This is a genomic window from Ruegeria sp. AF3 (genome assembly GCF_056536285.1).
In genome coordinates this window covers 1,512,889-1,534,913 of sequence record NZ_JBQFJM010000001.1, presented here as the reverse complement: position 1 = coordinate 1,534,913, position 22,025 = coordinate 1,512,889, and the positions used below count along the sequence as shown (strand labels likewise).

Genomic DNA, 22,025 nt, shown 5'->3' with positions numbered 1-22,025 from the left:
GCGAATCGACTTTGACTCATCCTTGTCTCAACCAAATGAGCGCAAAAGCGCCGTGGACACTTGAGGCAGTGATATGACAACAACCACCAAAAAGGGCGCAAAAGCGCTCCCTTTAAACACGATTCTCTCCGGGGACTGCATCGATGTGATGAACAGTCTACCCGAGGCGTCCGTGGATCTGATTTTTGCGGACCCGCCGTATAACCTGCAATTGAAAGGTCAGTTGCATCGTCCGGATAATTCGCAGGTCGATGCGGTGGATGATCATTGGGATCAGTTCGCAAGCTTCGGGGCGTATGACCAGTTTACGCGCGAATGGCTGAAGGCGGCACATCGTCTGCTGAAACCCAATGGTGCGATCTGGGTGATCGGGTCTTATCACAACATTTTCCGCGTGGGGTCAGCGCTGCAGGATGCCGGATACTGGATCCTGAACGATGTTGTGTGGCGTAAGTCGAACCCGATGCCGAATTTTCGCGGCAAGCGGTTCACCAATGCGCATGAAACGATGATCTGGGCGTCCAAGCGCGAAGGCGCGAAATACACCTTCAACTATGAGGCGCTGAAAGCTCTGAACGAAGGTGTGCAGATGCGCAGCGACTGGGTACTGCCGATTTGCACCGGGCATGAGCGCCTGAAGGACGAAAACGGCGACAAGGCGCACCCGACGCAAAAACCGGAATCGCTGTTGCACCGCGTGCTGGTCGGCTCGACCAACCCCGGCGATGTGGTGCTGGACCCGTTCTTTGGTACCGGAACCACCGGGGCCGTCGCCAAGATGTTGGGGCGCGAGTTCATTGGTATCGAGCGAGAGGAAAGCTATCGCAAGGTGGCTGAAAAACGCATCGCCAAGGTCCGCAAGTTTGATCGCGAAGCTCTGGAAGTCAGCGCCAGCAAACGTGCCGAGCCACGCGTGCCATTCGGTCAGCTGGTCGAGCGCGGATTGTTGCGCCCGGGTGAAGAGCTCTATTCCATGAACCAACGTCACAAGGCGAAGGTGCGTGCGGACGGAACGCTGGTGGGTGACAATGTCAAAGGGTCAATCCATCAGGTCGGCGCGCATCTGGAAAACGCACCGTCCTGCAACGGCTGGACATACTGGTGCTTCAAACGGGACGGCAAGACCGTACCGATTGACATCCTGCGGCAACAGATCCGCGCAGAAATGCACAATTGAATTCACGAACACCGCCGGTGCCTGTGGCCTGACACATGGCACTATACCTAGCCCCGCCGATCAACCGGCGGGGTCTTTTGTTTTGCCTTCAACAGTGATTGCATAAGGCTGCCAAGCCTCTGCAAGAAAGACCACGGCCATGACCGAGACGACCGCACAGCCCCGCCGAAGCCTGTTTTTCACCCAGCCCGATGCGTTTGATCTGGACAACAAATATACCGAGGCTGCGTTGGAACGGCACAAGCGCGAGGGTCTGGAACTGGCTGTGCGTGCGCGATGGGTGGCGATGGCGCTGACTGCGGTGCTGCTCATTTTTCTGAACCCGCAATGGGAGGTGCTTTGGTATCACTTCATTCTGCTGCTGATCTGCGGCAACGGGTGGTTGATCCGCCGTGCAGGTCGTGTCGGGCAATCGCGGGGCGAGTTGTTTTTGATTTTCGTCGACCTGCTGATCATGACGCTCGGGATGATCGTGCCCAATCCCTTCAGCGATGATGTCAGGCCATTGGCCATGCAATACCGGTTCGACAACTTTCAGTACTTCTTCGTCATTCTGGCCGCAGGCACGTTGGCTTATTCCTGGCGGACCGTGATCGCCATCGGAACCTGGACGGCGATGATGTGGACGATCGGTTGGATCGTTGCGTCGTGGGTCGCAACGCCTATTCCGGGGATCAGCGAAAAAGTTGCAGCCGCCCTGCAAGGCTACCCAGATGTTGCCGAGCTTCTGGATCCGAACAGTTTCATGGCGCCTCTGCGCATCCAGCAGGTGATCGTGTTCATGATGGTGGCCGTGACTTTGGGCATTTCGATGCAGCGGCTGAACCGGCTATTAATGAGCAACGCAGGGCTGGAACGGGAACGGGCCAACCTGTCACGCTATTTCTCGCCCAACGTGGTAGAGGAGCTGAGCCAGAATGACGAGCCGCTGAAACGGGTCCGAAAAGAGAATGTGGCCGTTCTGTTCATCGACATCGTCGGGTTTACAAAATACGCGGCCGGGCGTAACCCCTATGATGTGATCGAAGTGCTGCGAGGCTTTCACGCCCGCATGGAAACCGAGGTTTTTCGCCACCACGGAACCCTGGACAAGTATCTGGGGGATGGTCTGATGGCGACCTTTGGCACCCCGGTGCCTACACCGCTGGACGCGAGCAATGCGCTGGGATGCGCACGCGCGATGGTCGGCGTGATTGATCGATGGAACCTGGACCGCCGCCGGACGGGAGAGCCGGAAATCCGCGTCGGGATTGGGGTGCATTATGGCTCGGTCGTATTGGGCGACATTGGTGCGAACCGGCTTGAATTTGCTGTCATCGGGAATGCCGTCAACGTCGCAGCCAAGCTCGAGGCGCTGACGCGTGATTTGCAGGCGCGTATCGTGGTCAGTGATGCCGTGCGCGTGCGGATTGCAGAGGAAAACCAGTCTGCGTCGGTCGCCATGACTGGTTTTGCAGAGCTTACCGATCAATCCGTGCGCGGCGTGGAAACACCGATGGATATCTGGGTGATGAAAGGCTGAGGACCGTACACCCCACCAGAACAGCACCCTAAGCGCCGAGCCTGATGGGCAGGGCTGCGCATCGGTTACGCATCAGGTACCGGGTTCAGGGCCTTGTTATAGGCGTGCCAATCGGTGATCTCGGGGTAGTACTGGCGTCGCCATTCCCGGACCCGCGGGTTCATGACCCGCCGCCACAGCGGTGGGATCATCGCAGCCACAGTCATGACGGGATAGCCATAGGGCAGTTGCGGTGCCTTTTCGGGCGTGTGGTGTTGAAGCAGCGGAAACCGGCGGTTTGGTTTGTAGTGGTGATCCGAATGGCGTTGCAGATTGATCAGCAACCAGTTTGAAGCCTTCTGTGATGCGTTCCAGGAATGCCTGGGCAGGACGTGTTCATACCGCCCGTCCCCCAGATGTTTCCGGGTCAGGCCGTAATGTTCCACGTAGTTGACCAATTCCAGCTGCCAGATCGCGACACCGGCCTGCAACAGAAAAAGGGCCAGACCTGACCAGCCTCCGATCAGCGACGCCAGTGCTAGCATCCCCAATTGCAACGCCCAGTAACGCCAGAACGGGTTGGAGCGGTCGGTCCAGGGTCGGTCATTGCGGGCCAGTTTTCCGCGTTCGGCGATGAAGGCCGAGACCAGACTTTGCCGCAACACCCTAGGGTAAAAGCGGTGAAACCCTTCGTTGTATCGCGCCGTCACCGGATCGCGTGGCGTTCCTACATAACGGTGATGGACCAGCAGATGCTCGGACCGGAAATGAGAATAAAGCACCATTGCAAGAAGGATATCGCCCAGCCAGCGTTCCCAACGGCTTTTCTGATGCATCAGCTCGTGGCTGTAATTGATACCGACCGTACCCGAGATAACACCCATGCCAAAGAACAGGCCGATTTTCTCAGGCGTCGAAAGCTGGCTGCCGTGGCTCGCGTACCAGATCAGGCCAAACAGGGTAAGGAACTGAAGGGGTGCCCAAAGCTTGGTCAGCAGGATGTACCGTTGCAGATCGCCGTCCGGCGTCTCGGGGTCCGCATTTTCCACGTTGAGCCCGGTGATCCGGTCCAGCACGGCAAAGACCCACCAGGTCGAGATCGGGATCAGCAAAACCCACCATCCGCCCGCGAAAGCAGTGAACCAGATCAGCGGGATCAACAGCAGGGACACCCAGAAGGGTGATGCTGATTGCCAGCGTGCCAACGAGACTGTTGCGGTCATCTCTGGTGCTCCTGCTAGATGGGAACAGCCTAGCCGCGAGGCCAAGGAATGCACAGCGGTCTTATTGTCCTTTCCACAGATCATAGGCTTTGCGCATCACCGTGGGCAGGTCGCTGGGTTGGAAGCTGTGCTTTCCCACTGCGATCAAGTGTTCGGGAACATCCTGACCGGTGGTTTCCGCGGCCCAGATTCTTAAAATCAGATGAAAATGCGTAAAGGTGTGGCGCACCTCGCCCGGCACCATTTTCCAATCTGCCGCAAGCGGGGGGTGCTCGACCGGATCGTCAGCCCACTCCGTTCCGGGCCAGCCCAGCATTCCGCCCAGCAGACCTTTGTCCGGTCGGCGCTCCAGCAGCATGGCCCCATCTGACATGCGCACAATATAAACGTGACCGCGACGGGTGGGTTTGGGCTTTTTCGGTGTTTTTCGGGGAAGATCAGCCTGTGTTCCCGCGATCCGCGCTTCGCATGGTTCGCGCAGCGGGCAAATGCCACATGCCGGGGATTTCGGCGTGCATATCGTGGCCCCCAAATCCATGACCGCCTGTGCGTAATCACCGGGCCGAGTAGAAGGTGTCAGCGCTGAGGCTTTTTCCTTCAGCAGGGGTTTCGAGCCAGGCAGCGGCGCGTGGATGTCGTAAAATCGGGCCATGACGCGTTCGACATTGCCATCCAGAACCGTTTCAGGCTGATCGAAGGCGATGGCCGAGATTGCCGCAGCCGTATAAGGGCCGATGCCGGGTAACGTCAGCAGCGCATCATATGTATCGGGGAACTGACCATTGTGATCCCGTGTCACAGCGCGGGCGCATTTCAAGAGGTTGCGCGCACGCGCGTAATAGCCAAGACCGGCCCATTCCCCCATGACCTGCTCATCCGGCGCGGCGGCCAACGCCTGAACCGTAGGCCAACGTGTCATGAAGCGCAGAAAGTAATCCCGCACCGCTGCTACAGTCGTCTGTTGCAACATCACTTCGGATAACCAGACCCGATAGGGGTCAGGGCGTACCCCGGCGGCGCGCTCTGCCGGTCCTGTGCGCCATGGCATGGCGCGAGCGTTGTGGTCATACCACTCCAGAAGCGCAGCGCTGGCGGTGAATTCAAAGGAATCACGCAAGTTTTATTCGTCTCCCTGTCAGGTTTCGCTGGCACCCGGTGTTCTGCCTATTACAATAGCGGCGCAGGAGTTGGAAACCAGATGCAACGCAGACGTTCGTCAACCCGCGGGTTCAAGCGCACCGCGTCTTTGCTGAATGACCAGATCAGGCGCGCCGGGGAAAGCCGGGGCTTTGCTGTCTCACGTCTGTTGACCCATTGGGCCGAGATCGTGGGTCAGGATACCGCCGCCATCGCGCGCCCAGTCAGTGTCGGCTATGGCAAAGGCGGTTTCGGCGCGACCCTGACCGTTCTGACCACAGGCCCGCAGGCCCCGATGCTGGAAATGCAGAAGGAACAGCTGCGTGGTAAAGTGAACGCGGTCTACGGCTATAATGCCATCAGCCGTGTCCGGATCACCCAGACCGCTCCGACCGGATTTGCCGAGGGGCAGGCCAGTTTCGACCATAAACCGAAACAGGCAATACCCGAGATTGCACCTGAGATTGCTGCCGAGGCAGACAAAGTGTCACGCAGTGTAAATGATGAAGATTTGCGCGCGGCCCTTGAACGTCTTGGGCGCAACGTTTTATCCAAACAGAAACGCTGAGAAAGGGCTGAGAATGAGCCGTATTGCAACCGTAATCTGTGCGGCCGTCGCCGTGGCCGCTGGCGGCTATTGGGTGTCGCTGACAAATTCCAACACAAGTTTTCCGCTGGTCAGTGCCGCCGAGGCGCAAGAGGCGGACCTGGATACATCCACAATCATTGACATGGTTCAGGGGGCCGAAGGGGCGCCTGTCGAAATCATCGAATACGCATCCTACACCTGCCCGCATTGCGCGAATTTCCACAAGAGCGCGTATAAACAGCTCAAGAAGGATTTCATTGACACCGGCAAGGTCAAGTTCACCTATCGTGAGGTCTATTTTGATCGCTACGGTCTGTGGGCGTCGATGGTGGCCCGCTGTGCCGGCCCCGAGAAATTCTTTGGCATCACCGATCTGATTTACGAAGGTCAGGCAGAATGGACGCGCGCAGGTGGCCCGGCCGAGATCGTCGATGAACTGCGCAAGATTGGTCGTCTGGCAGGTATTGATGGCGACCAGCTTGAGGCCTGTTTGCAGGATGGCACCAAGGCGCGGACATTGGCCGCGTGGTATCAGGAAAACGCTGAACGCGATGGAATTCAGGCAACCCCGTCCTTCATCGTGAACGGCAAGAAAGTTGACAATCAGTCCTACGCGGACTTCAAAAAGCTGATCGAAGCAGAGCTCGGCAGCTGACCCGAACCCGGCTGGCGCCACCGGGGGCCAGCCTGAGTTACTTTGGTGAAGGGACGGTTTTCAAAAGCATGTCCCTGACCACGTCGGCGTCTGAAATCTGAAGCCGAACCGGCAAAGTGATCACCTTGCTTCGGAAAGCGGGCGGCAGGCGAACGGCGTCTTTTTCGGTGGTGACCATCTGAGCGCTAAGCAAACGCGCCTCGTTTTCCAGCCGGGTCATCAGGGCCTGTGTCAACGGTTGGTGATCGTCCAACGCCTCGGCCCGGACCAGATCCACACCCAACCGACGCAGGGTTTGGAAGAACTTTTCGGGATAGCCGATTCCTGCAAACGCCAACGCACGCGTTTCTGACCAATCCATACCGGTTTGCAGGGGTTCGACTGCCCCGGTGACATGAGGAACGGTCAACCGGCCTTTCCAGTTGTCGGAAAATACCTTTTGCGCCGCCTCTTCCCCCAAGGACAGTACAAGATCGGCCCGTTGCAGGCCGGTATCGACCGGCTCTCGCAATGGACCGGCTGGCAGGCATAATCCGTTTCCAAATCCGCGCTGGGCGTCCACAACGATAATCGAGAAATCCTTGGCGACCGAAGGGTTCTGAAAACCATCATCCAGAACGATCACTGTTGCCCCCGCCGCGGCCGCTGCACGCGCACCCGCCGCCCGATCCTTGGCAACCCAGACCTCGGCAAACATCGCCAGCAACAGCGGCTCGTCCCCCACCTCGGCTGCGGTATGCCTTCCCGGATCGACCTGCACCGGGCCTTCCAGTGACCCGCCATGTCCTCGTGTCACGACATGCGGCTTGTGCCAGGCGTTACCAAGCTGTTCGAGGGTCCAGATCACGGTGGGCGTTTTCCCGGTTCCACCTGCATTGAGATTGCCGATGCAGATCACGGGCACACCGGGATTTTCCCCTGATTTCGAGGCAATCCTGCGGGCAGTCGCCGCTGCATAAAGGCGGCCCAGCGGGGCCAGCAGCCGTGCCCTCAGATCCGGCTGGTCCGGAGGAGTGTTCCAGAAATCAGGTGCCCGCATGATCTGCGCTCCTCTCGTCCAGAATATCCTGCACCATTTCGATGAGGGTGTCTGCCTGCGGCGCACCTTCGGTGATTATCTGCCATCCTGCCAAAGCCATGTCAGCGGCGCGGTCCGGTGCCAGAAGCTGTACGACGGCATCGCCCAACTCGGTTGCTGACTTGACCTCCTTGGCTGCGCCTGCCTGTTGCAGGTGGGCGTAAAGCTCGTGATGGCGATGCACGAATGGTCCTGAAATTATGGCAGACCCCAGCGCGATTGCGTCGGACGGGTCCTGACCGCCTGCACCGCGTTCCAGTGAACTGGCCATGAACGTCACTGCCGACACACGGTGCCACAACCCCAGGTTTTCTGGGTCCGCAGTCAGAACGACCTGCGTGCTGTCTTCGATCAAGTCGCCATCGTCCCAGTTGACACAGCGTAGATCCATCGCCTCCAGCCTCCGTTTTAGGGGGGCAGCTTCGTGAACGTCGGCGACGTGAAGTACAAGAACCAGCCGGTGCAAAAGGCGCAATGCCTGACGATGTGCTGTCAGAACCGAAATGAACTCTTTGTCCTGCACCCAGGCAGCCAACCAAACAGGTCGCCCTGCAAGCGTGTGGTTGGTTTCGATCAGCTCGTCTTCTGGCCAAGGTCTTGGATTTGGGCTGATGCGCAAAGGCGGCGATTCTTCGACTGTTGAAAACGGGATGCCAAGTCTCCGGATGTGACGGGCGGTTTCAGAATTTGCAGTCAGTATCTTGCGAAAGCAGCTAAAGGTCACTCTGGTTATGTCTGGCAGCCAGCGCGCGTTCCGGGACAGTGCAACGGTAAACTGGGCGTCAAACAACACAAGGGGTACAGCCTGTTCATCGGCTCGGGTTATGATGTTGGGCATCAAATCACCGCCGACCCAAATCCCGATACCTGGGCGCCAGTACTCGATAAAGTCACGCGCGGCCCCGCTCTGTTCCTGAGGCAGGTTGATCAGGGGAAAGCTGCATTCCGGCCAGGCAGACAGATCCGCGTCCGGCGGAGCGGTCAGTAGAAAATGCAGCTTGGATCGGGACTGAAGCAACCGGCGACAAAAATCACTCACCGCCCGCAGGCGGTCTGGCGTGGCGACGTGCATCCACACGACCTCGCCTTCGGGGCGTGGCAGGTCGGTTTTTACACCAACGCCGTTCCGCATTCTCCAGGACAGCACCCGATAAGCGGCAAGGCTTAATGAGCGCGGTTTGCTCATGCGCCGATTCCGGGCCCGATCGGGTCCAGCTGAGCAGACAGTTGCGCGTGGATCGCAGTGCTGGCGGCGATAACGCCATTTAGCCTGGGGTGGGCATTGTTGAAGATCAGCGGTTGACCCAAACGGTCTGAACAGACGCCGCCTGCCTCTCGGATGATCAGATCACCAGCGGCAATGTCCCATTCCCAGCTGGGGCGAAGGGTCAGCATGGCGTCGAACCGCCCCTGCGCGACCAGCGCCATGCGATAGGCAAGCGAGGGACGGTACGCGCGGTGGAAGGCTGGAACATTCTGATTGCGCCAGTGCTGTGCGTCCAGATTTGGTTTGGCGGCCAGAACCTGCGACTGCAATAACTCAGACGTTTTCGACGTCGTGATCTTTTGCCCGTTGAGAGTTGCGCCCTGACCTTGCGCGGCAGCATAAAGCAAGTCGCGCATCGGCAGATAGATTACGGCGGAAGTCACAATACCATCGACTGCAACGGCCAGCGAATGCGCCCAGGTGCGTGCGCCTTCGGTAAAACTGCGGGTGCCGTCAATCGGATCGACGATAAAGGCGTTGCTGCGGTTCAACCGCTCGGGCGAATCCTCGGATTCCTCGCTGAGCCAGCCATAGCCCGGCCGCGCAGCGCACAGCTTTTCTTCCAGCATCGCGTTGACGGCCAGATCGGCCTCGGTCACCGGACCGGCGCCACCGGGTTTGTCCCAACGCTGTGCCTGCGTCCCGGAATAGCGTGTAGCGATCTTGCCGGCCTCAATCGCAGCCTCAATCAGAAGGGGCAGATCAGTTGCCGGCAAGTGTCATTCCTTCGATCAACAGCGACGGGACCACGCGCGACAAATATGGGCGGGCGTCATTGGCGGGAATGATCCGCCGCAGCATATCACGCAGATTGCCTGCGATTGTGCATTCGTTGACAGGATGCGTGATCACACCGTTTTCGACCCAAAAACCTGATGCACCACGGGAATAGTCGCCCGTATTGGGGTTGATCGTCGATCCGATCATGGACGTGACCAGCAAACCGGTGCCCATATCGCGCAACAGATCGTCGCGACTGCGGGTTCCCTGTGTAAGGCTCAGGTTCCAGTTGCTGGGTGAGGGTGGGCCGGACACACCGCGCGCAGCGTTGCCTGTTGAGTCCATTCCCAGCTTGCGGCCACTCGACAGATCCAATGTCCAGCCCGTCAGGACACCGTTTTCCACGATCACCCGGCGCTGCGTGGGCAGACCTTCGGCATCAAATGGGCGCGAGCCAGAGATACGCGGGCGGTACGGATCTTCGATCAGTGACAGATGCGCGGGCAGCACGTCTTGCCCCAGGCAATCCTTCAGCCAAGACGCGCCGCGCGCAATCGCGGCCCCATTGCTGGCGGCCAGAAGATGCCCGATCAGCGAAGACGAGATACGTTCATCAAACAACACCGGGAAACTGCCGGTCGCCGGTTTGCACGCGCCAACCTTTTGCACAGCGCGTTCCCCTGCTGTGCGCCCAATCTCAGCCGCGTCGCGCAAGTCGGATTGAAACGTCCGGCTGTCACCGTCATAGTCGCGCTCCATCCCGGTGCCTTCACCCGAGATCGCAACGCATGAGATGGATCGGCTGCTGCGCTCATACCCACCGGAAAACCCGTTTGTAGCCGCCAGATGCACCCGGTGCGTTCCGTAGCTTGCAGCGGCATCCGACACCTGCGTGACGCCTTTTACTGTCAGTGCTGCGGCCTCGGCGGCCAGCGCATCCTGCATCAGGCTTTCTGCGGACGGGGCCGGGGCGGAGTCCAGCAATTCCAGTGACTGAATATCCCAGTCAAAGGCCAGTTGGCTTTTGTCCGCCAGCCCGGAATAGGGGTCCTCGGGCGCTTCTTTTGCCATGGCCACGGCGCGTTCGGCCATCGCCGCAAGGGTTTCCGGGCGGCTGTCACAGCTGGACACAATGGCTGACCGCTTGCCCAGAAACACACGCAACCCCAGATCAGCGCCTTCCGAGCGTTCCGCATGTTCCAGTGCGCCGCCCCGCACATCGACCGAGACCGAGGACCCTTCGAGAACGATGGCATCTGCCGCTTCTGCGCCTGCCCGGCGAGCAACATCGAGCAATTGTTGGCTGATTTCTTCTGGTGTGCGGGTCATGAGGTCTCCAGGTTGATTGCCAAGGACCTAGCCTTGCACCGCCCGCCCCGCAAGACCTGTGACCGGATTGTGCTGTGTGGATCGGGATTAATCCATGCCGCTACCGGGTTTGGCACAAGGTTCACAGGAATGGAAAGGGCCGCACTGCGCGGCCCTTTCAGATAGGTATCACTTGATACGCTGGCCATTCGCCAAAATCTGACCGTCTTCCGTGAATTCGATGGTCGAGTTCAGGGTGTCAGGCTCATCGCCGGGGACAGCCATCAGACCCATCATCATCCGCGCGCCCAGCGCATCGTCGTCCGAAATGAGGCCCATGCCGATCAGCGTATCGATCAGCTGATTGGCGCCAACAAGTTTCAGGTTCGCCACGCCGCTTGGGCTAGGCATTCCGCCAAACTCTTCTGTGTTCGAATTGTCGAAGGCGAAATCGCCATCACCGGTCAGTTTGGCACCAACCAACGAAACCAGAAGCTGGCTGATTTTCAGCGAATGTAACTCACCCGGAGTCTCATCCGACTCAACGACAATTTCCGGATCGAAGATGTTCATCAGAACTTTTGCCGTGCCGGTCGTTTCCAGCGCGATTGTCGCCGGATCGCGGGGCAGCGCGCCTGCCGGGTCAAAAATGCCCCACAGGACATCAGACATGGTGAAATCGGTCATGTTGAGGCCAAAGGCGAAGGGCTGTATTTCGTCCGATTGCTGGATCGGGAATTCGAAGTTCAACCCTGCACTGGCCATGGACAACTCGATCGGGAACGGCAGATCCGCTGTTGTCACCGCCAGTTTGGTGCTGTTCTGCGCGATGTCATAGGCGATGCGCTCGGCGTCGATGCTGGCGGCAAAGTGCCCACCCTCCGAGGTGCTGTTCATCGAGAACGCCTGTCCTTCGCTGGTCCCGCTCAGATCGGTGCTGCCGGATGCATAGGTAAACGTGCCATCAAAGGCGAAACCCGCTTGGTAAAACGCCTGCGGATCAGACATGTCAAAATCCAGTGGGATCACGTTTTCGCCTTCAAAGGCCAGTTGGCCCAGTTGGCCATTGATCAGCCCGCTTTCACCACTTTCCGGATCCTGAAAGTTCAGGTTATAGGTCAGTGTATCGCTGTTGAATATCTGAGTGATGTTTCGGTGTTCGCCGATTTGCATCCGCGACCGACCGGCCAGATCACCTGCTTCGACCGCGATGCTGAAAACCTCGTTCGGCAGCGGTTCGCCATCAACTTCAATCGAATCCAGCGCAATGCCCAGTTTGTCAGCGGTGTAGTCATAAGTCATGTCTTCGGGTGTACCCGAAACGACCATGTTCAGCTGGCTGTGCGAATAAATCACTTTGGCTGCAAACTCTTCATCGTCGGCTGTTCCCGTGACGTCCATGGGAAAGCTCTCGGGCAATCCGATGGTAACGGTTCCGTCACCATTTTCGGTCAGCGTCATTTCCGGCATGACCATCTGGAACTGCCCGTCTTCTTCCGGAAAGGTCAAAGAAAGTGTCATGTTCGAAATTGTGGTGACGTCACCGGCGATGCTTTCGTCGCCTGTAACGGTGTAGCCCATTGATGTGAAATAGCTTTGCCAGTCGGACCAGACATCATTTGCAGTAAGGTCGGCGAACGCGCCCTGGGTCGCGACGGCATAAGCCAGAACAGCACCGCAGCTGCGGTGGAGGAAAACGGACATAAGGTAACCCTTCTTGATCAATTTGCGGCGCATGGTCGGGGTTGTGGCACCTATCGTCAAGGGGGCAAGGGCTGGACCATTTCCCCGTTTCCGCGTTACGCCTGTTGCCGGGATCAATAACAATGCGTGAGGAGAGGCGAATGCAGGGGAAAACAGTTCTGATAACCGGGGCCAGCCGTGGCATCGGGGCCGAAGCGGGGCGCGTTTTTGCCGCAGCCGGGGCCAATGTCGCATTGGTGGCCCGCAGCCGCGATCAGATTGATGCCTTGGCCGCTGATCTGGGTGATCAGGCCATCGCGCTGGCCTGCGATGTCAGCGATTTCGCGCAGGTCGAGCAGGCTGTGGCCACATGTGTGGATCGGTTCGGCGGGCTGGATGTTCTGATTGGCAATGCCGGTGTGATCGATCCGATCTTTCATCTTTCCAACGCCGATCCTGAGGCCTGGAGCAAAGCCATCGACATCAACCTCAAAGGCGTTTTCTACGGGATGCGTGCGGCATTGCCGGTGATGCGGGCCGCCGGGGGCGGAAGCATTCTGACCGTCTCGTCCGGCGCGGCGTCCAACCCGGTTGAGGCGTGGAGCCATTATTGCGCGTCAAAGGCCGGGGCAAAAATGCTGACGGAATGCCTGCATCTGGAAGAAGCCCAACACGGCATTCGCGCAATGGGGCTGTCGCCGGGGACGGTTGCCACGGATATGCAGCGGTCCATAAAGGCAAGCGGCATCAATCCGGTCAGTCAACTGGATTGGGAAGCGCATATTCCTGCAGATTGGCCAGCACGTGCCCTGTTGTGGATGTGTTCCAAGGGCGCGGACGAATACTTGGGAACGGAAATCTCGCTGCGCCTGGAAGACATCCGAAAAAGGGTCGGGTTGATATGATCGACCTGACGAAACAGGATGGCCTGTGGGTCGTTACGATCAACAATCCCGAAAAGGCAAACGCCCTGACCGGAGCGATGCTGAATGAACTGGCCGGGATTGCCGAGGCCGCAACCAGCGCGCGGGCGCTGATCCTGACGGGCGCGGGCAAAGTGTTCAGCGCCGGGGCCGATCTGGACGAGGCGCGCGCCGGTCTGGCCACCTCTGACGTCTGGGAAAGACTGTCCGGTGCCATCGCCGCATTGCCCTGTCTGACCATTGCGGCATTGAACGGTACTCTGGCTGGCGGGGCCAATGGCATGGCTTTGGCCTGTGACCTTCGCATTGCGGTGCCAACGGCCAAGTTTTTCTATCCGGTGATGAAGCTGGGGTTTCTGCCGCAACCGTCCGATCCGAAACGGTTGGCGGCATTGGTGGGTCCGGCCAGAACTAAGTTGATCCTGATGTCAGGTCAGAAGATCACCGCGCAAGAGGCGTATGACTTTGGTCTGGTTGATCGGATTGTCGAATCCGATCACCTGATGAAAACCGCGCGTGAGCTTGTGACAGACAGCGTGAACGCTGACCCCGTTATCGCCGCGGACATCGCAAGGATGTGTTCATGAGGATTTCGGCCATTCGGTTGCGGGTCACTGACCCGAAAAGACTGGCAGTATTCTATCGCGACGTTCTGGGTATGCGGGTTTACCCGCAGGGGTCAGGTTGCCGCGTGGGCTACAACTCGGAAGATGCGGACCTTCTGCTGCTGCCGGGTGGCGGCGGATACACCCATGACCGGGGCCAAAGATATTGGAAGATCGGAATTACCGTCCCTGATGTCGATCTTGCGGCAGCGCATTTGCGCGCGCTGGGTACTGCGGTAAGCGCGCCGAGCCAGTTTTTGGATATCGGGTACATGTGCCATCTGGCTGATCCCGAAGGGTTTGTCATCGAATTGCTGCAGCATGATTTCGAAGGCAACAAACCGGCGCAGGTGGCAGATCCGGATGCTCCGTTTGCGCAGGCCCGGATCGGTCAGATAACCCTTCGGACCGGTGATATCGCGGGTGAGGACGCGTTTTGGCGCGCGCAAGGTATGTCCTTGCTGTCAATGCAGGAGGTGGCCCCCCATGGCTTTGATCTGCATTTCTATGCCTTTACCGACGAAACCCCTCCAAACGCCGATTTGTGGGCCGTCGAGAATCGCGAGTGGTTGTGGAAACGACCGTATACGACACTGGAATTCCAGCATCTTGCGGGTGCAGAGTTTGCGCCTGTACCGGATTACCGGGGAATAGAAGTCGAAGGGTTGGCCGCACCTTTGAAAGACGCCTTTGGCGATACGGTCTTGCCGGGCTGATCACCTGTTGCGTCGCTTGCCCGGAACTTTCGACCGAAATCCGGGTGGGCGTTTACGCACCCATATCAGGAATTTCTCAAGCCTGGGATGCGCGCGCAAGGCTGCGATCGTGTTGTAACAGCGCGCCAGTTCGGCCTCGGTCAGGGTGGCATGGACTTCTTTGTGGCAAATCTGGTGCAGAAGAACGGTGGGTCCGCCCTTGCCTCCTTTGAGTTTTGGGATCAGATGATGCAGGCTGCCACCCCCGCTGGGGATCGGGCGGTCGCAGAGCGGGCAGATCGGATCGTTGTTCGCCATAATGGTTTGAAACTTGCGCCGATAGATGGCGAAGGCAAGAGGGTGCGAATGGCGCAGGCAGTCGTGATCGGAGCAGGCCCCGCAGGGTTGATGGCGGCCGAGCAACTGGCCGAGGCCGGGCATTCCGTGCTGGTTGCCGAAGCCAAGCCCTCGGTTGCACGCAAATTTCTGATGGCTGGTAAATCGGGGCTGAACCTGACAAAGGACGAACCGCCTGAGACACTGATGCGGTCTTTTGCCGATGCGGCGGACTGGTTGCGCCCGATGATCACCGCCTTTGATGCGCAAGCCGTGCAGCACTGGGCGCGTGGACTGGGACAGATATTATTCACAGGTTCTACCGGGCGGGTTTTTCCCGAGGCCATGAAGGCGTCGCCTTTGCTACGCGCATGGCTTGCGCGACTGGGCGCAGCCGGGGTTGAGATCAAAACCCGTTGGCGATGGAAAGGTTGGGAAGCTGATGCGCTGGTATTCGACACCCCGGACGGGCCGCAAAACCTGACTGCTGCTGTAACCGTGCTTGCGCTGGGTGGGGCCAGCTGGGCCCGCCTTGGATCGGATGGTCATTGGACGCAAGTCCTTTCCGGCAGGGGCGTGGAACTTGCACCGTTTGAACCTGCGAATTCAGCCCTGTCGGTGGACTGGAGCACTCATATGCAGCCACATTTCGGGGCGGCGCTGAAGTCGGTTCGGTGGAAGGCCGGTGACCTGGATAGCCGCGGCGAGGCTGCGATCTCGGCAACCGGGCTGGAGGGAGGGGGGCTTTACACTCTCACCCCTGCTTTGCGCAAAGGGCAGCTACTTTTTGTCGATCTGGTGCCCGACCTGGAACAGCAGTCCTTGCAGGCGCGTTGGTCTTCCAGAAAGTCGAAAACCACACTTTCGCAATGGTTGAGAAAGTCGTTGAACCTGTCACCGCAGAAGATCGCCGTGTTTCACGAGATGGCAAAACGCAGTCACTTGCCGCTGCCCGGCGAAGTGGCGGTCCTCAAGAAACTGCCAATCCTGCACGCGGGGCTGCGACCGATGGATGAGGCCATTTCGACGGCAGGTGGCGTGAAACGATCCGCGTTGGGTGACGGGCTGATGCTGAAGACCATGCCGGGCGTGTTCTGCGCCGGTGAGATGCTGGATTGGGAAGCGCCGACCGGGGGGTATCTTTTGACAGCCTGTCTTGCCACTGGCCGCTGGGCCGGTCGGGCCGCTGCCGATTGGCTGGATCAGGGCAAGTAACTCAGCGCGACCGCGCAAGCATCGCCAGACGAATCATTGCGCGCTCGACCAGTGCCATTGAGGGGGCGGTCTGTCCGGCGGAGCGCAGGGAGAGGTCGGTATCCGTAAGAACGGTCAGAGCAGTTTGCAGCTTGGGCGCGCCCCAGCCCTGTGCCTGACGCAGAATACGGTCACGCCGTTTGCCGTAAACCGGCGGACGCAACTTGCCGATACCCTGCGCCGCACCACCGGGATCCGAGGCGCAGGCATAAAGGGTGCGGAAATGCCGGGTTGCCCCAATACACAGAGTTACCCCGTTGGTACCCTGTGCCTGCAAACGCCGGATCAGTGGTCCGATCTCACCGGCGCGGCCTTCTGCAACCACGTTCAGCACGTCGTCAAGCGCCGCCTCGGTCGAACGCGGGGCGCAGGCTTCGATGTCTTCCATGGTCAACTCAGAGTTGTCACCGCGCTTGTAGAGCGACAGTTTCTCAATGGTTTGGGTAAAGTCACCAGGGCTGAGACTGTTGGCCAGTTCGTTGATGGCAGACGTGACATCGCGGGGGATGTTATTCAGATGCGCCTCGGTCAGAACCCGCTCGACCTCTGCACGCGATGGCGGGTCGTCATAAATGCCTATCGCATAGGCCGCGGGATGCCCTTCGAACGCTTTGCGGATTTTCGAGTTTGGTTTCAGCTGACCAGCCGTCACGATGATCTGAGCGTCGCCGGGGGTCCAATCTTCAAGTGCGGCCAGAATCGCAGGCGAGGCGGTTTCGGTGGCGTCTTCCACAAACACCGCGCGCGGGCCGGGGAAAAACCCAACCGCCTTGACCGCGTCCAGCAGAGACGCCGGATCGCCGCGCAAGTCGCCACCCGGCAGGCGGGTCAGGCGCATTTCCTCTTCCGCACCAGGACCAAGCAGGGCGGCCAGAACCTGCTGCCGCTTAAGCGCCACCCGCATGGCATCTGCACCATAGATCAGCAGCCCGGTCTTGTCCGCATCCGGCTTGGCGAAATACCCGTCAGCCTCGCGCGGGCTCAACTTCATTTGGACAAGCCCGGTGTTGAATACAGGCGGTTCACGATATGCCCGGACAGGATCACCATCAGGCGTTCTTTCGCATCGCGTTCGTCAGCCAGCGTCGACACGGTGGAACCCGAAGCAGAATAGCCCACAAAATCGGTTACGGTGCCGGACGCCGCGACTTGCCCGGTCTCATTGGATTTCAAAGCGTATTGCGCCCGTCCATCAATCGTGTACCGCGTTGTCTCGTTCGTCGTGGTTATGGCCGCGCCGCGGATTTCGGTCGAGACCTGAACATCCAGAGCGTAATCGCTGATAGAGCCCGCGCTGCGGCCCAGTTGGTGTTCAAGGTTCTGAACCAGGAGATAGCTTTCGACGGTATTTGGCGCAGATACCGCCACCCGACCGAACAAGGCTGAGCCCGACCCGCCCGGAGCATAAACCGGTTGGAAGCCGCAGGCAGCCAGTACCAGCGGCATCACAAGCAATGTTCTGCGATCAAACAACGACATTCACAATCCGGCCCGGAACAACGATAACTTTCTTCGGCGCGTTGCCATCCAGCGCCTTTTGGACAGCTTCGGTGCTAAGCGCGATATTTTCAACCTCGGCTTTGTCCATATCTTTCGGAACGCTGATTTCCGCGCGACGCTTGCCGTTGATCTGGATCGGCAGGGTGACGGTGTCATCAACCAGCATCGCCTCATCCGCGACGGGCCACGGGGCGACGGCCACAAGGCCCTCACCGCCCTGATGCGCCCAGATATCTTCTGCCAGATGTGGTGTCATCGGTGACATCAACTGGGCCAGAGTTTTGATCGCTTGTTTCTGAGCCGCCGCTCCGGCCTTGGATTTTGCCAGCGTATTAGTGAAAGCATAAAGCTTGGCTATGGCGGCATTGAAGCCAAAGCTTTCAACACCCAATGTCACGTCACGGATGGTTTTATGCATCTCGCGCAACAGGTCCTCATCGCCTTCGCCCGCTGCATTGGCGTCCATAGCGCCGATCCTGTCGCATAGGTTCCAAACGCGATTCAGATGCTTATAGGCGGCTTCGGCCCCTGCCGCCGTCCATTCCACGTCTCTCTCGGGTGGCGAATCGGACAACACGAACCAGCGGGCCGTGTCGGCGCCAAAGGCCGAAATGATGCTGACTGGATCGACCACGTTTTTCTTGGATTTCGACATCTTGGCCGAAGGGATGATTTCGACCTCAGTACCATCGGCCAGTTTGCCGTCGGTCACATCCTCGGGCAGGTGATAGACCGGCCGTCCGTTGGCGTCGCGCGTCTGGTAGATCTCATGCGTCACCATGCCTTGTGTGAACAGCGCGTCGAATGGCTCGATGGCCTTTTGGGGCAAGTGACCGGTGAGGTTCATCGCCCGCGCAAAGAACCGGGAATACAGCAGGTGCAGAATCGCGTGTTCAATGCCGCCGATATACTGGTCGACATTCATCCAATACTCGGCCTCAGCCAGATCGGTGGGTGTTTCCGCACGCGGAGCGGTAAAGCGCGCGAAATACCACGACGAATCGACGAAGGTATCCATCGTGTCGGTCTCGCGCTTGGCCGGTGCGCCACAAGACGGGCAGGCGCAATCGCGCCAGGTCGGGTGGCGGTCCAGCGGGTTGCCGGGTTTGTCGAATGTCACATCGTCGGGCAGGCGGACCGGCAGGTTTTCTTTCTTCTCGGGCACCACGCCGCAGCTTTCGCAATGCACGACGGGAATCGGACACCCCCAATAGCGCTGACGGCTGAGGCCCCAGTCCCGCAGACGGTATTTGGTGACACCCTCGCCCCAACCGGCTTGTTCAGCAAAATCGACGGTGGCGTTGATGGCTTCTTCGCCTGTCGCTTCGGTCAAACCGGCAAAGTGGTTCACCCAGCGGACTTTCTCGGTTTTCGGCGGGACGAATGCGATTTTGTCGACCGGCGTGTCGTCATCCAGTGCAAAGAATGTGTCGACCACAAGAAGGCCGTATTTGCGGCAAAAGTCGAGGTCACGCTGATCATGCGCAGGGCAGGCAAAGATTGCGCCCGTGCCGTAATCCATCAGGATGAAATTGGCGATCCAGACCGGCAGTTCCCAGCTCGGGTCCAGCGGGTGCTTGACCTTGATGCCTGTGTCAAAGCCCAGCTTTTCGGCGGTTTCTATGGCTTCCTCAGTGGTGCCACCTTTGCGACATTCGGCCACGAATTCAGCCACTTCTGGATTTTCGGCTTCAAGCTGTTTTGCGATCGGGTGATCGGGCGAGATGCCAACGAAAGATGCGCCCAGCAGCGTGTCGGGGCGGGTTGTATAGACGGTGATCGGATCGCCGCCGTCTGTGCGTTCAAAGCCGAATTGCAGACCACGGGATTTGCCGATCCAGTTCTCCTGCATCAGGCGCACTTTGGCGGGCCAGTTGTCCAGAGTGTCCAGCGCATCCAGCAATTCTTCGGAATAGTCCGAAATCTTGAAGAACCACTGGGTCAGCTCGCGTCGCTCTACCAATGCACCCGAACGCCAGCCACGACCATTTTCAACCTGCTCGTTGGCCAGAACGGTCATGTCGACCGGGTCCCAGTTCACCACAGCGTTTTTGCGATAGACCAGCCCGGCATCGAGCATATCGAGGAACAGCGCCTGTTGCTGGCCGTAATACTCGGGGTCGCAGGTCGCGAACTCACGAGACCAGTCGATTGACAGGCCAAGTGGTTTCATCTGGTCGCGCATGTCGGCGATGTTGCTGTAGGTCCAGTCCTTCGGATGACCCCCGATGGCCATCGCGGCATTTTCCGCAGGCATCCCGAATGCGTCCCAGCCCATCGGGTGCAGCACGTTATGGCCTGTCGCCAGCTTGTGCCGGGCGATCACGTCACCCATCGTATAGTTGCGCACATGCCCCATATGGATTCGGCCAGACGGGTAGGGAAACATCTCAAGCACATAGTATTTCGGCTTGTCCGCCTTGTGGTTAGCGGTGAAGATCCCGGCCTTGTCCCAGGCCTCCTGCCATTTTGCTTCGATTTCAGTGGCCGAGTAGCGCGACATTGTGCGGTCCTTCGTGAATGAAAACGCCGGGTAGGAACCCGGCGTGGTAATATTGTGATTTTCGGCGGGTTGCTAGAACTTGTTGTCTGCTATGCGTAGTTGCCGGGCGCGCGACAGAATCGCATCCTCGACTGCGCGGGATGTTGCCGCACTCACCGGAGCCCCCCCACTTGATTGCAGCGCAACCGACAAAGAGCGCGCGGCAAGCGCCGGATCGCTGATATGAACAGTTGCCCGGTAGGATCGGCCGCCGCCCGGAGGCGTGCCATAACCCGTTACGATTACACCGGTAAACGGATCAACCTCTTGCACTGGCAGGAAGCTCAGCACATCCAGCGAAGCCGCCCAAAGATACCGGTTCACGTTTGTTGTCTGTTCGGCGGTGCTGCGGTCAAAGATGTCCCAGATAGTTGCCCGCTCGGGGTCATTCAGCTCCTGTTCGTCCGAATTGCCGCCAGCGATGTTGGGGGAGTATGTTGTTGAAGCGTTTCGATTCTGCCCACATGCCGAAAGAGCGGCGGTCAGCAGGATCATTCCCAAAATCGTCGGCAGGCGCATTGCAAACAGGTCCTGTTTCACATGTTCTACAGTATTCAGGGGATACTCCTAGCCAAGGACCCCCGCTGCAACAAGCCCATTCTTCTGAAATGTAAGTGTATCAGCTGCATCGGGGCGAAAACTGACTGTGGCATCCTTGCACCAATTTGACCTCAATGACGCTGACGTCTTTATGCCAAGCTTGCGCAAAGGGGGCAAAAAGAGCGAAACGGTGTCCGTGCTGAGACATGTGCCGAGGCATATGTCGAGTAGATAACTCTTTTGAAACCGAGGGAAACAAGATGAAAAAAGTTCTCTTCGCATCGACGGCGCTGATTGCGACCGCAGGCGTTGCAGCAGCTGAAGTTAACTTCAGCGGTTATGGCCGCTTTGGTATTGGCTACGTTGAAGATCGTAGCGGAACCGTTGCAAACATCCAGACAACCGGCACCTCAACAGCTACTACTGCTGTTGTTCAAACTGACGACGCGATCCTGGTCTCGCGCTTCCGTCTGAACATCGACGGTATTGCAGAAACCGACGGTGGCGTTCGTTTCGAAGGCCGCGTTCGTCTGCAAGCTGACGAAAACAGCGGCAACGGCGAAGCAAACCGCGCTGGTCTGAACGGTGCACGCTTCTCGGTCATCTACGGTGGCCTGCGTGTTGACGCCGGTAACGTTGCAGGTGCCTTCGACAACCTGGCAAACTACTACGGCAACGAAGTTGGTCTTGAGCTGTTCGCAGGTCAGTACTCGGGTGTTAACTACAACTTCTTGGGTTACACTTCGACCGGTTCGGGCTCTAACGCCGTGTTCTTCCAGTACTCGGTTGGCGACTTCTCGTTTGGCGCATCGTACGACCAAGCGACTGTAGCTCTGAACGGTGCACCTATTAGTGCAGACCGTTGGGACATCAGCGCAACCTACACCTTCAACAACATCACAGCTGCTTTGGCCTACGGCCAGACCGACGCTGGTGTTGCTGGTGTAAGCGATCCGAGCCTGACCGTTCTGACCCTGGGTGGCGAATGGGGTGACTTCTCGGGTACTCTGTTTGTTGCAGACGACGCAACTCAAGTTACTGCAACTGACGGTACCGCATGGGGTCTGTCGGCTGCCTACAACCTGGGTGCTGCAACCACCCTGCTGTTCACCTACGGTGACGGTAACGCGTCTGCTGATACTCAGCAGGTTGCTGTTGGCGCGATCTACGACCTGGGCGGCGGTGCATCGCTGCGCGGTGGTATCGGTGTCAACGACTGTGACAGCTGCACAGACTCGACCATGGTTGCTGACTTCGGTGCTCAGTTCAACTTCTAAGCTGATCTGAACCGC

General features: G+C 58.7%; 21 protein-coding genes. 9 read left to right on the top strand and 12 right to left on the bottom strand.

The window, feature by feature from the left end; translation table 11 throughout:
- The first annotated feature begins 73 nt into the window (after positions 1-73).
- Both ACR3FC_RS07750 and ACR3FC_RS07745 read left to right on the top strand, forming a co-directional pair.
- Entirely contained in the window at positions 74-1,177 is a 1,104-nt protein-coding gene (locus ACR3FC_RS07750; RefSeq protein ID WP_480474166.1) for a DNA methyltransferase, read from the top strand.
- A 139-nt stretch (positions 1,178-1,316) separates the two neighbouring features.
- On the top strand, positions 1,317-2,699 hold the full coding sequence (locus ACR3FC_RS07745; protein ID WP_480474165.1) for an adenylate/guanylate cyclase domain-containing protein: 1,383 nt from the start codon (positions 1,317-1,319) through the stop codon (positions 2,697-2,699).
- A gap of 65 nt (positions 2,700-2,764) precedes the next feature.
- Here ACR3FC_RS07745 and ACR3FC_RS07740 read toward each other — a convergent pair whose 3' ends face one another.
- Positions 2,765-3,901 carry an alkane 1-monooxygenase gene (locus ACR3FC_RS07740; protein WP_480474164.1) on the bottom strand — a complete coding sequence of 379 codons (1,137 nt, stop codon included), beginning with the start codon at positions 3,899-3,901 and terminating at the stop codon, positions 2,765-2,767.
- Positions 3,902-3,962: 61 nt separating this feature from the next.
- Positions 3,963-5,018: an A/G-specific adenine glycosylase gene (mutY, locus tag ACR3FC_RS07735; RefSeq protein WP_480474163.1), complete on the bottom strand. Its 1,056-nt coding sequence runs from the start codon at positions 5,016-5,018 to the stop codon at positions 3,963-3,965.
- Positions 5,019-5,099: 81 nt separating this feature from the next.
- Between mutY and ACR3FC_RS07730 the strand changes: the two genes are divergently transcribed.
- A complete protein-coding gene (locus ACR3FC_RS07730; RefSeq protein ID WP_480474162.1) occupies positions 5,100-5,606 on the top strand; it encodes a DUF721 domain-containing protein in 507 nt (168 codons plus the stop codon).
- Positions 5,607-5,619: 13 nt separating this feature from the next.
- On the top strand, positions 5,620-6,282 hold the full coding sequence (locus ACR3FC_RS07725) for a DsbA family protein (protein WP_480474161.1): 663 nt from the start codon (positions 5,620-5,622) through the stop codon (positions 6,280-6,282).
- Between the two features lie 37 nt (positions 6,283-6,319).
- Here the strand turns inward: ACR3FC_RS07725 and lpxK are convergent, their stop codons facing one another.
- The 5 genes from lpxK to ACR3FC_RS07700 form a co-directional block, all read right to left on the bottom strand.
- Entirely contained in the window at positions 6,320-7,321 is a 1,002-nt protein-coding gene (lpxK, locus tag ACR3FC_RS07720) for a tetraacyldisaccharide 4'-kinase (protein WP_480474160.1), read from the bottom strand.
- Positions 7,308-8,546, bottom strand: coding sequence for a 3-deoxy-D-manno-octulosonic acid transferase (locus ACR3FC_RS07715; RefSeq protein ID WP_480474159.1), 1,239 nt, complete (start codon positions 8,544-8,546; stop codon positions 7,308-7,310). The genes lpxK and ACR3FC_RS07715 overlap by 14 nt, the downstream gene beginning before the upstream one ends.
- Positions 8,543-9,343, bottom strand: a complete 801-nt coding sequence (locus ACR3FC_RS07710; RefSeq protein ID WP_480474158.1) for an inositol monophosphatase family protein — start codon at positions 9,341-9,343, stop codon at positions 8,543-8,545. Before ACR3FC_RS07710 ends, ACR3FC_RS07715 begins: the two co-directional genes overlap by 4 nt.
- Entirely contained in the window at positions 9,330-10,676 is a 1,347-nt protein-coding gene (locus tag ACR3FC_RS07705) for a TldD/PmbA family protein (protein WP_480474157.1), read from the bottom strand. Before ACR3FC_RS07705 ends, ACR3FC_RS07710 begins: the two co-directional genes overlap by 14 nt.
- A gap of 168 nt (positions 10,677-10,844) precedes the next feature.
- Complete coding sequence (locus ACR3FC_RS07700) at positions 10,845-12,392, bottom strand: DUF2125 domain-containing protein (RefSeq protein WP_480474156.1); 1,548 nt, start codon at positions 12,390-12,392, stop codon at positions 10,845-10,847.
- Between the two features lie 107 nt (positions 12,393-12,499).
- On the opposite strand from ACR3FC_RS07700, the gene ACR3FC_RS07695 reads away from it, so the two are divergent.
- The 3 genes from ACR3FC_RS07695 to ACR3FC_RS07685 are packed head-to-tail and all read left to right on the top strand — an operon-like array spanning position 12,500 to position 14,582.
- Positions 12,500-13,243: an SDR family oxidoreductase gene (locus ACR3FC_RS07695; protein ID WP_480474155.1), complete on the top strand. Its 744-nt coding sequence runs from the start codon at positions 12,500-12,502 to the stop codon at positions 13,241-13,243.
- Entirely contained in the window at positions 13,240-13,848 is a 609-nt protein-coding gene (locus ACR3FC_RS07690; protein ID WP_480474154.1) for an enoyl-CoA hydratase/isomerase family protein, read from the top strand. The genes ACR3FC_RS07695 and ACR3FC_RS07690 overlap by 4 nt, the downstream gene beginning before the upstream one ends.
- A complete protein-coding gene (locus tag ACR3FC_RS07685; RefSeq protein WP_480474153.1) occupies positions 13,845-14,582 on the top strand; it encodes a VOC family protein in 738 nt (245 codons plus the stop codon). Before ACR3FC_RS07690 ends, ACR3FC_RS07685 begins: the two co-directional genes overlap by 4 nt.
- Here ACR3FC_RS07685 and ACR3FC_RS07680 read toward each other — a convergent pair whose 3' ends face one another.
- Positions 14,583-14,879 carry an HNH endonuclease gene (locus ACR3FC_RS07680; RefSeq protein ID WP_480474152.1) on the bottom strand — a complete coding sequence of 99 codons (297 nt, stop codon included), beginning with the start codon at positions 14,877-14,879 and terminating at the stop codon, positions 14,583-14,585. It lies immediately after the preceding gene.
- A gap of 48 nt (positions 14,880-14,927) precedes the next feature.
- On the opposite strand from ACR3FC_RS07680, the gene ACR3FC_RS07675 reads away from it, so the two are divergent.
- Positions 14,928-16,112: a TIGR03862 family flavoprotein gene (locus ACR3FC_RS07675; protein WP_480474150.1), complete on the top strand. Its 1,185-nt coding sequence runs from the start codon at positions 14,928-14,930 to the stop codon at positions 16,110-16,112.
- Between the two features lies 1 nt (position 16,113).
- On the opposite strand, the gene holA is transcribed toward ACR3FC_RS07675, so the two are convergent.
- The 4 genes from holA to ACR3FC_RS07655 form a co-directional block, all read right to left on the bottom strand.
- Positions 16,114-17,142, bottom strand: a complete 1,029-nt coding sequence (gene holA / locus ACR3FC_RS07670) for a DNA polymerase III subunit delta (RefSeq protein ID WP_480474149.1) — start codon at positions 17,140-17,142, stop codon at positions 16,114-16,116.
- Positions 17,139-17,630 (bottom strand): LPS assembly lipoprotein LptE, encoded by a 492-nt coding sequence (gene lptE / locus ACR3FC_RS07665; RefSeq protein WP_480474148.1) that lies wholly within the window; start codon positions 17,628-17,630, stop codon positions 17,139-17,141. The genes holA and lptE overlap by 4 nt, the downstream gene beginning before the upstream one ends.
- Positions 17,617-20,154: a leucine--tRNA ligase gene (gene leuS, locus ACR3FC_RS07660; protein ID WP_480474147.1), complete on the bottom strand. Its 2,538-nt coding sequence runs from the start codon at positions 20,152-20,154 to the stop codon at positions 17,617-17,619. The genes lptE and leuS overlap by 14 nt, the downstream gene beginning before the upstream one ends.
- A 72-nt stretch (positions 20,155-20,226) precedes the next feature.
- Complete coding sequence (locus ACR3FC_RS07655; RefSeq protein WP_480476837.1) at positions 20,227-20,712, bottom strand: DUF3576 domain-containing protein; 486 nt, start codon at positions 20,710-20,712, stop codon at positions 20,227-20,229.
- Between the two features lie 281 nt (positions 20,713-20,993).
- Here ACR3FC_RS07655 and ACR3FC_RS07650 point away from each other — a divergent pair, with 281 nt between their 5' ends.
- On the top strand, positions 20,994-22,010 hold the full coding sequence (locus tag ACR3FC_RS07650; protein WP_480474146.1) for a porin: 1,017 nt from the start codon (positions 20,994-20,996) through the stop codon (positions 22,008-22,010).
- The last annotated feature ends 15 nt before the right edge of the window (positions 22,011-22,025 follow it).

Excerpts from the sequence above, each read along its gene's own strand:
- ACR3FC_RS07750 (WP_480474166.1), top strand. The coding sequence starts at position 74 with ATGACAACAACCACCAAAAAGGGCGCAAAAGCGCTCCCTTTAAACACG.
- ACR3FC_RS07745 (WP_480474165.1), top strand. The coding sequence starts at position 1,317 with ATGACCGAGACGACCGCACAGCCCCGCCGAAGCCTGTTTTTCACCCAG.
- ACR3FC_RS07740 (WP_480474164.1), bottom strand. The coding sequence starts at position 3,901 with ATGACCGCAACAGTCTCGTTGGCACGCTGGCAATCAGCATCACCCTTC.
- ACR3FC_RS07730 (WP_480474162.1), top strand. The coding sequence starts at position 5,100 with ATGCAACGCAGACGTTCGTCAACCCGCGGGTTCAAGCGCACCGCGTCT.
- ACR3FC_RS07725 (WP_480474161.1), top strand. The coding sequence starts at position 5,620 with ATGAGCCGTATTGCAACCGTAATCTGTGCGGCCGTCGCCGTGGCCGCT.
- lpxK (WP_480474160.1), bottom strand. The coding sequence starts at position 7,321 with ATGCGGGCACCTGATTTCTGGAACACTCCTCCGGACCAGCCGGATCTG.
- ACR3FC_RS07715 (WP_480474159.1), bottom strand. The coding sequence starts at position 8,546 with ATGAGCAAACCGCGCTCATTAAGCCTTGCCGCTTATCGGGTGCTGTCC.
- ACR3FC_RS07705 (WP_480474157.1), bottom strand. The coding sequence starts at position 10,676 with ATGACCCGCACACCAGAAGAAATCAGCCAACAATTGCTCGATGTTGCT.
- ACR3FC_RS07700 (WP_480474156.1), bottom strand. The coding sequence starts at position 12,392 with ATGCGCCGCAAATTGATCAAGAAGGGTTACCTTATGTCCGTTTTCCTC.
- ACR3FC_RS07695 (WP_480474155.1), top strand. The coding sequence starts at position 12,500 with ATGCAGGGGAAAACAGTTCTGATAACCGGGGCCAGCCGTGGCATCGGG.
- ACR3FC_RS07690 (WP_480474154.1), top strand. The coding sequence starts at position 13,240 with ATGATCGACCTGACGAAACAGGATGGCCTGTGGGTCGTTACGATCAAC.
- ACR3FC_RS07685 (WP_480474153.1), top strand. The coding sequence starts at position 13,845 with ATGAGGATTTCGGCCATTCGGTTGCGGGTCACTGACCCGAAAAGACTG.
- ACR3FC_RS07680 (WP_480474152.1), bottom strand. The coding sequence starts at position 14,879 with ATGGCGAACAACGATCCGATCTGCCCGCTCTGCGACCGCCCGATCCCC.
- ACR3FC_RS07675 (WP_480474150.1), top strand. The coding sequence starts at position 14,928 with ATGGCGCAGGCAGTCGTGATCGGAGCAGGCCCCGCAGGGTTGATGGCG.
- holA (WP_480474149.1), bottom strand. The coding sequence starts at position 17,142 with ATGAAGTTGAGCCCGCGCGAGGCTGACGGGTATTTCGCCAAGCCGGAT.
- lptE (WP_480474148.1), bottom strand. The coding sequence starts at position 17,630 with ATGTCGTTGTTTGATCGCAGAACATTGCTTGTGATGCCGCTGGTACTG.
- leuS (WP_480474147.1), bottom strand. The coding sequence starts at position 20,154 with ATGTCGCGCTACTCGGCCACTGAAATCGAAGCAAAATGGCAGGAGGCC.
- ACR3FC_RS07655 (WP_480476837.1), bottom strand. The coding sequence starts at position 20,712 with ATGCGCCTGCCGACGATTTTGGGAATGATCCTGCTGACCGCCGCTCTT.
- ACR3FC_RS07650 (WP_480474146.1), top strand. The coding sequence starts at position 20,994 with ATGAAAAAAGTTCTCTTCGCATCGACGGCGCTGATTGCGACCGCAGGC.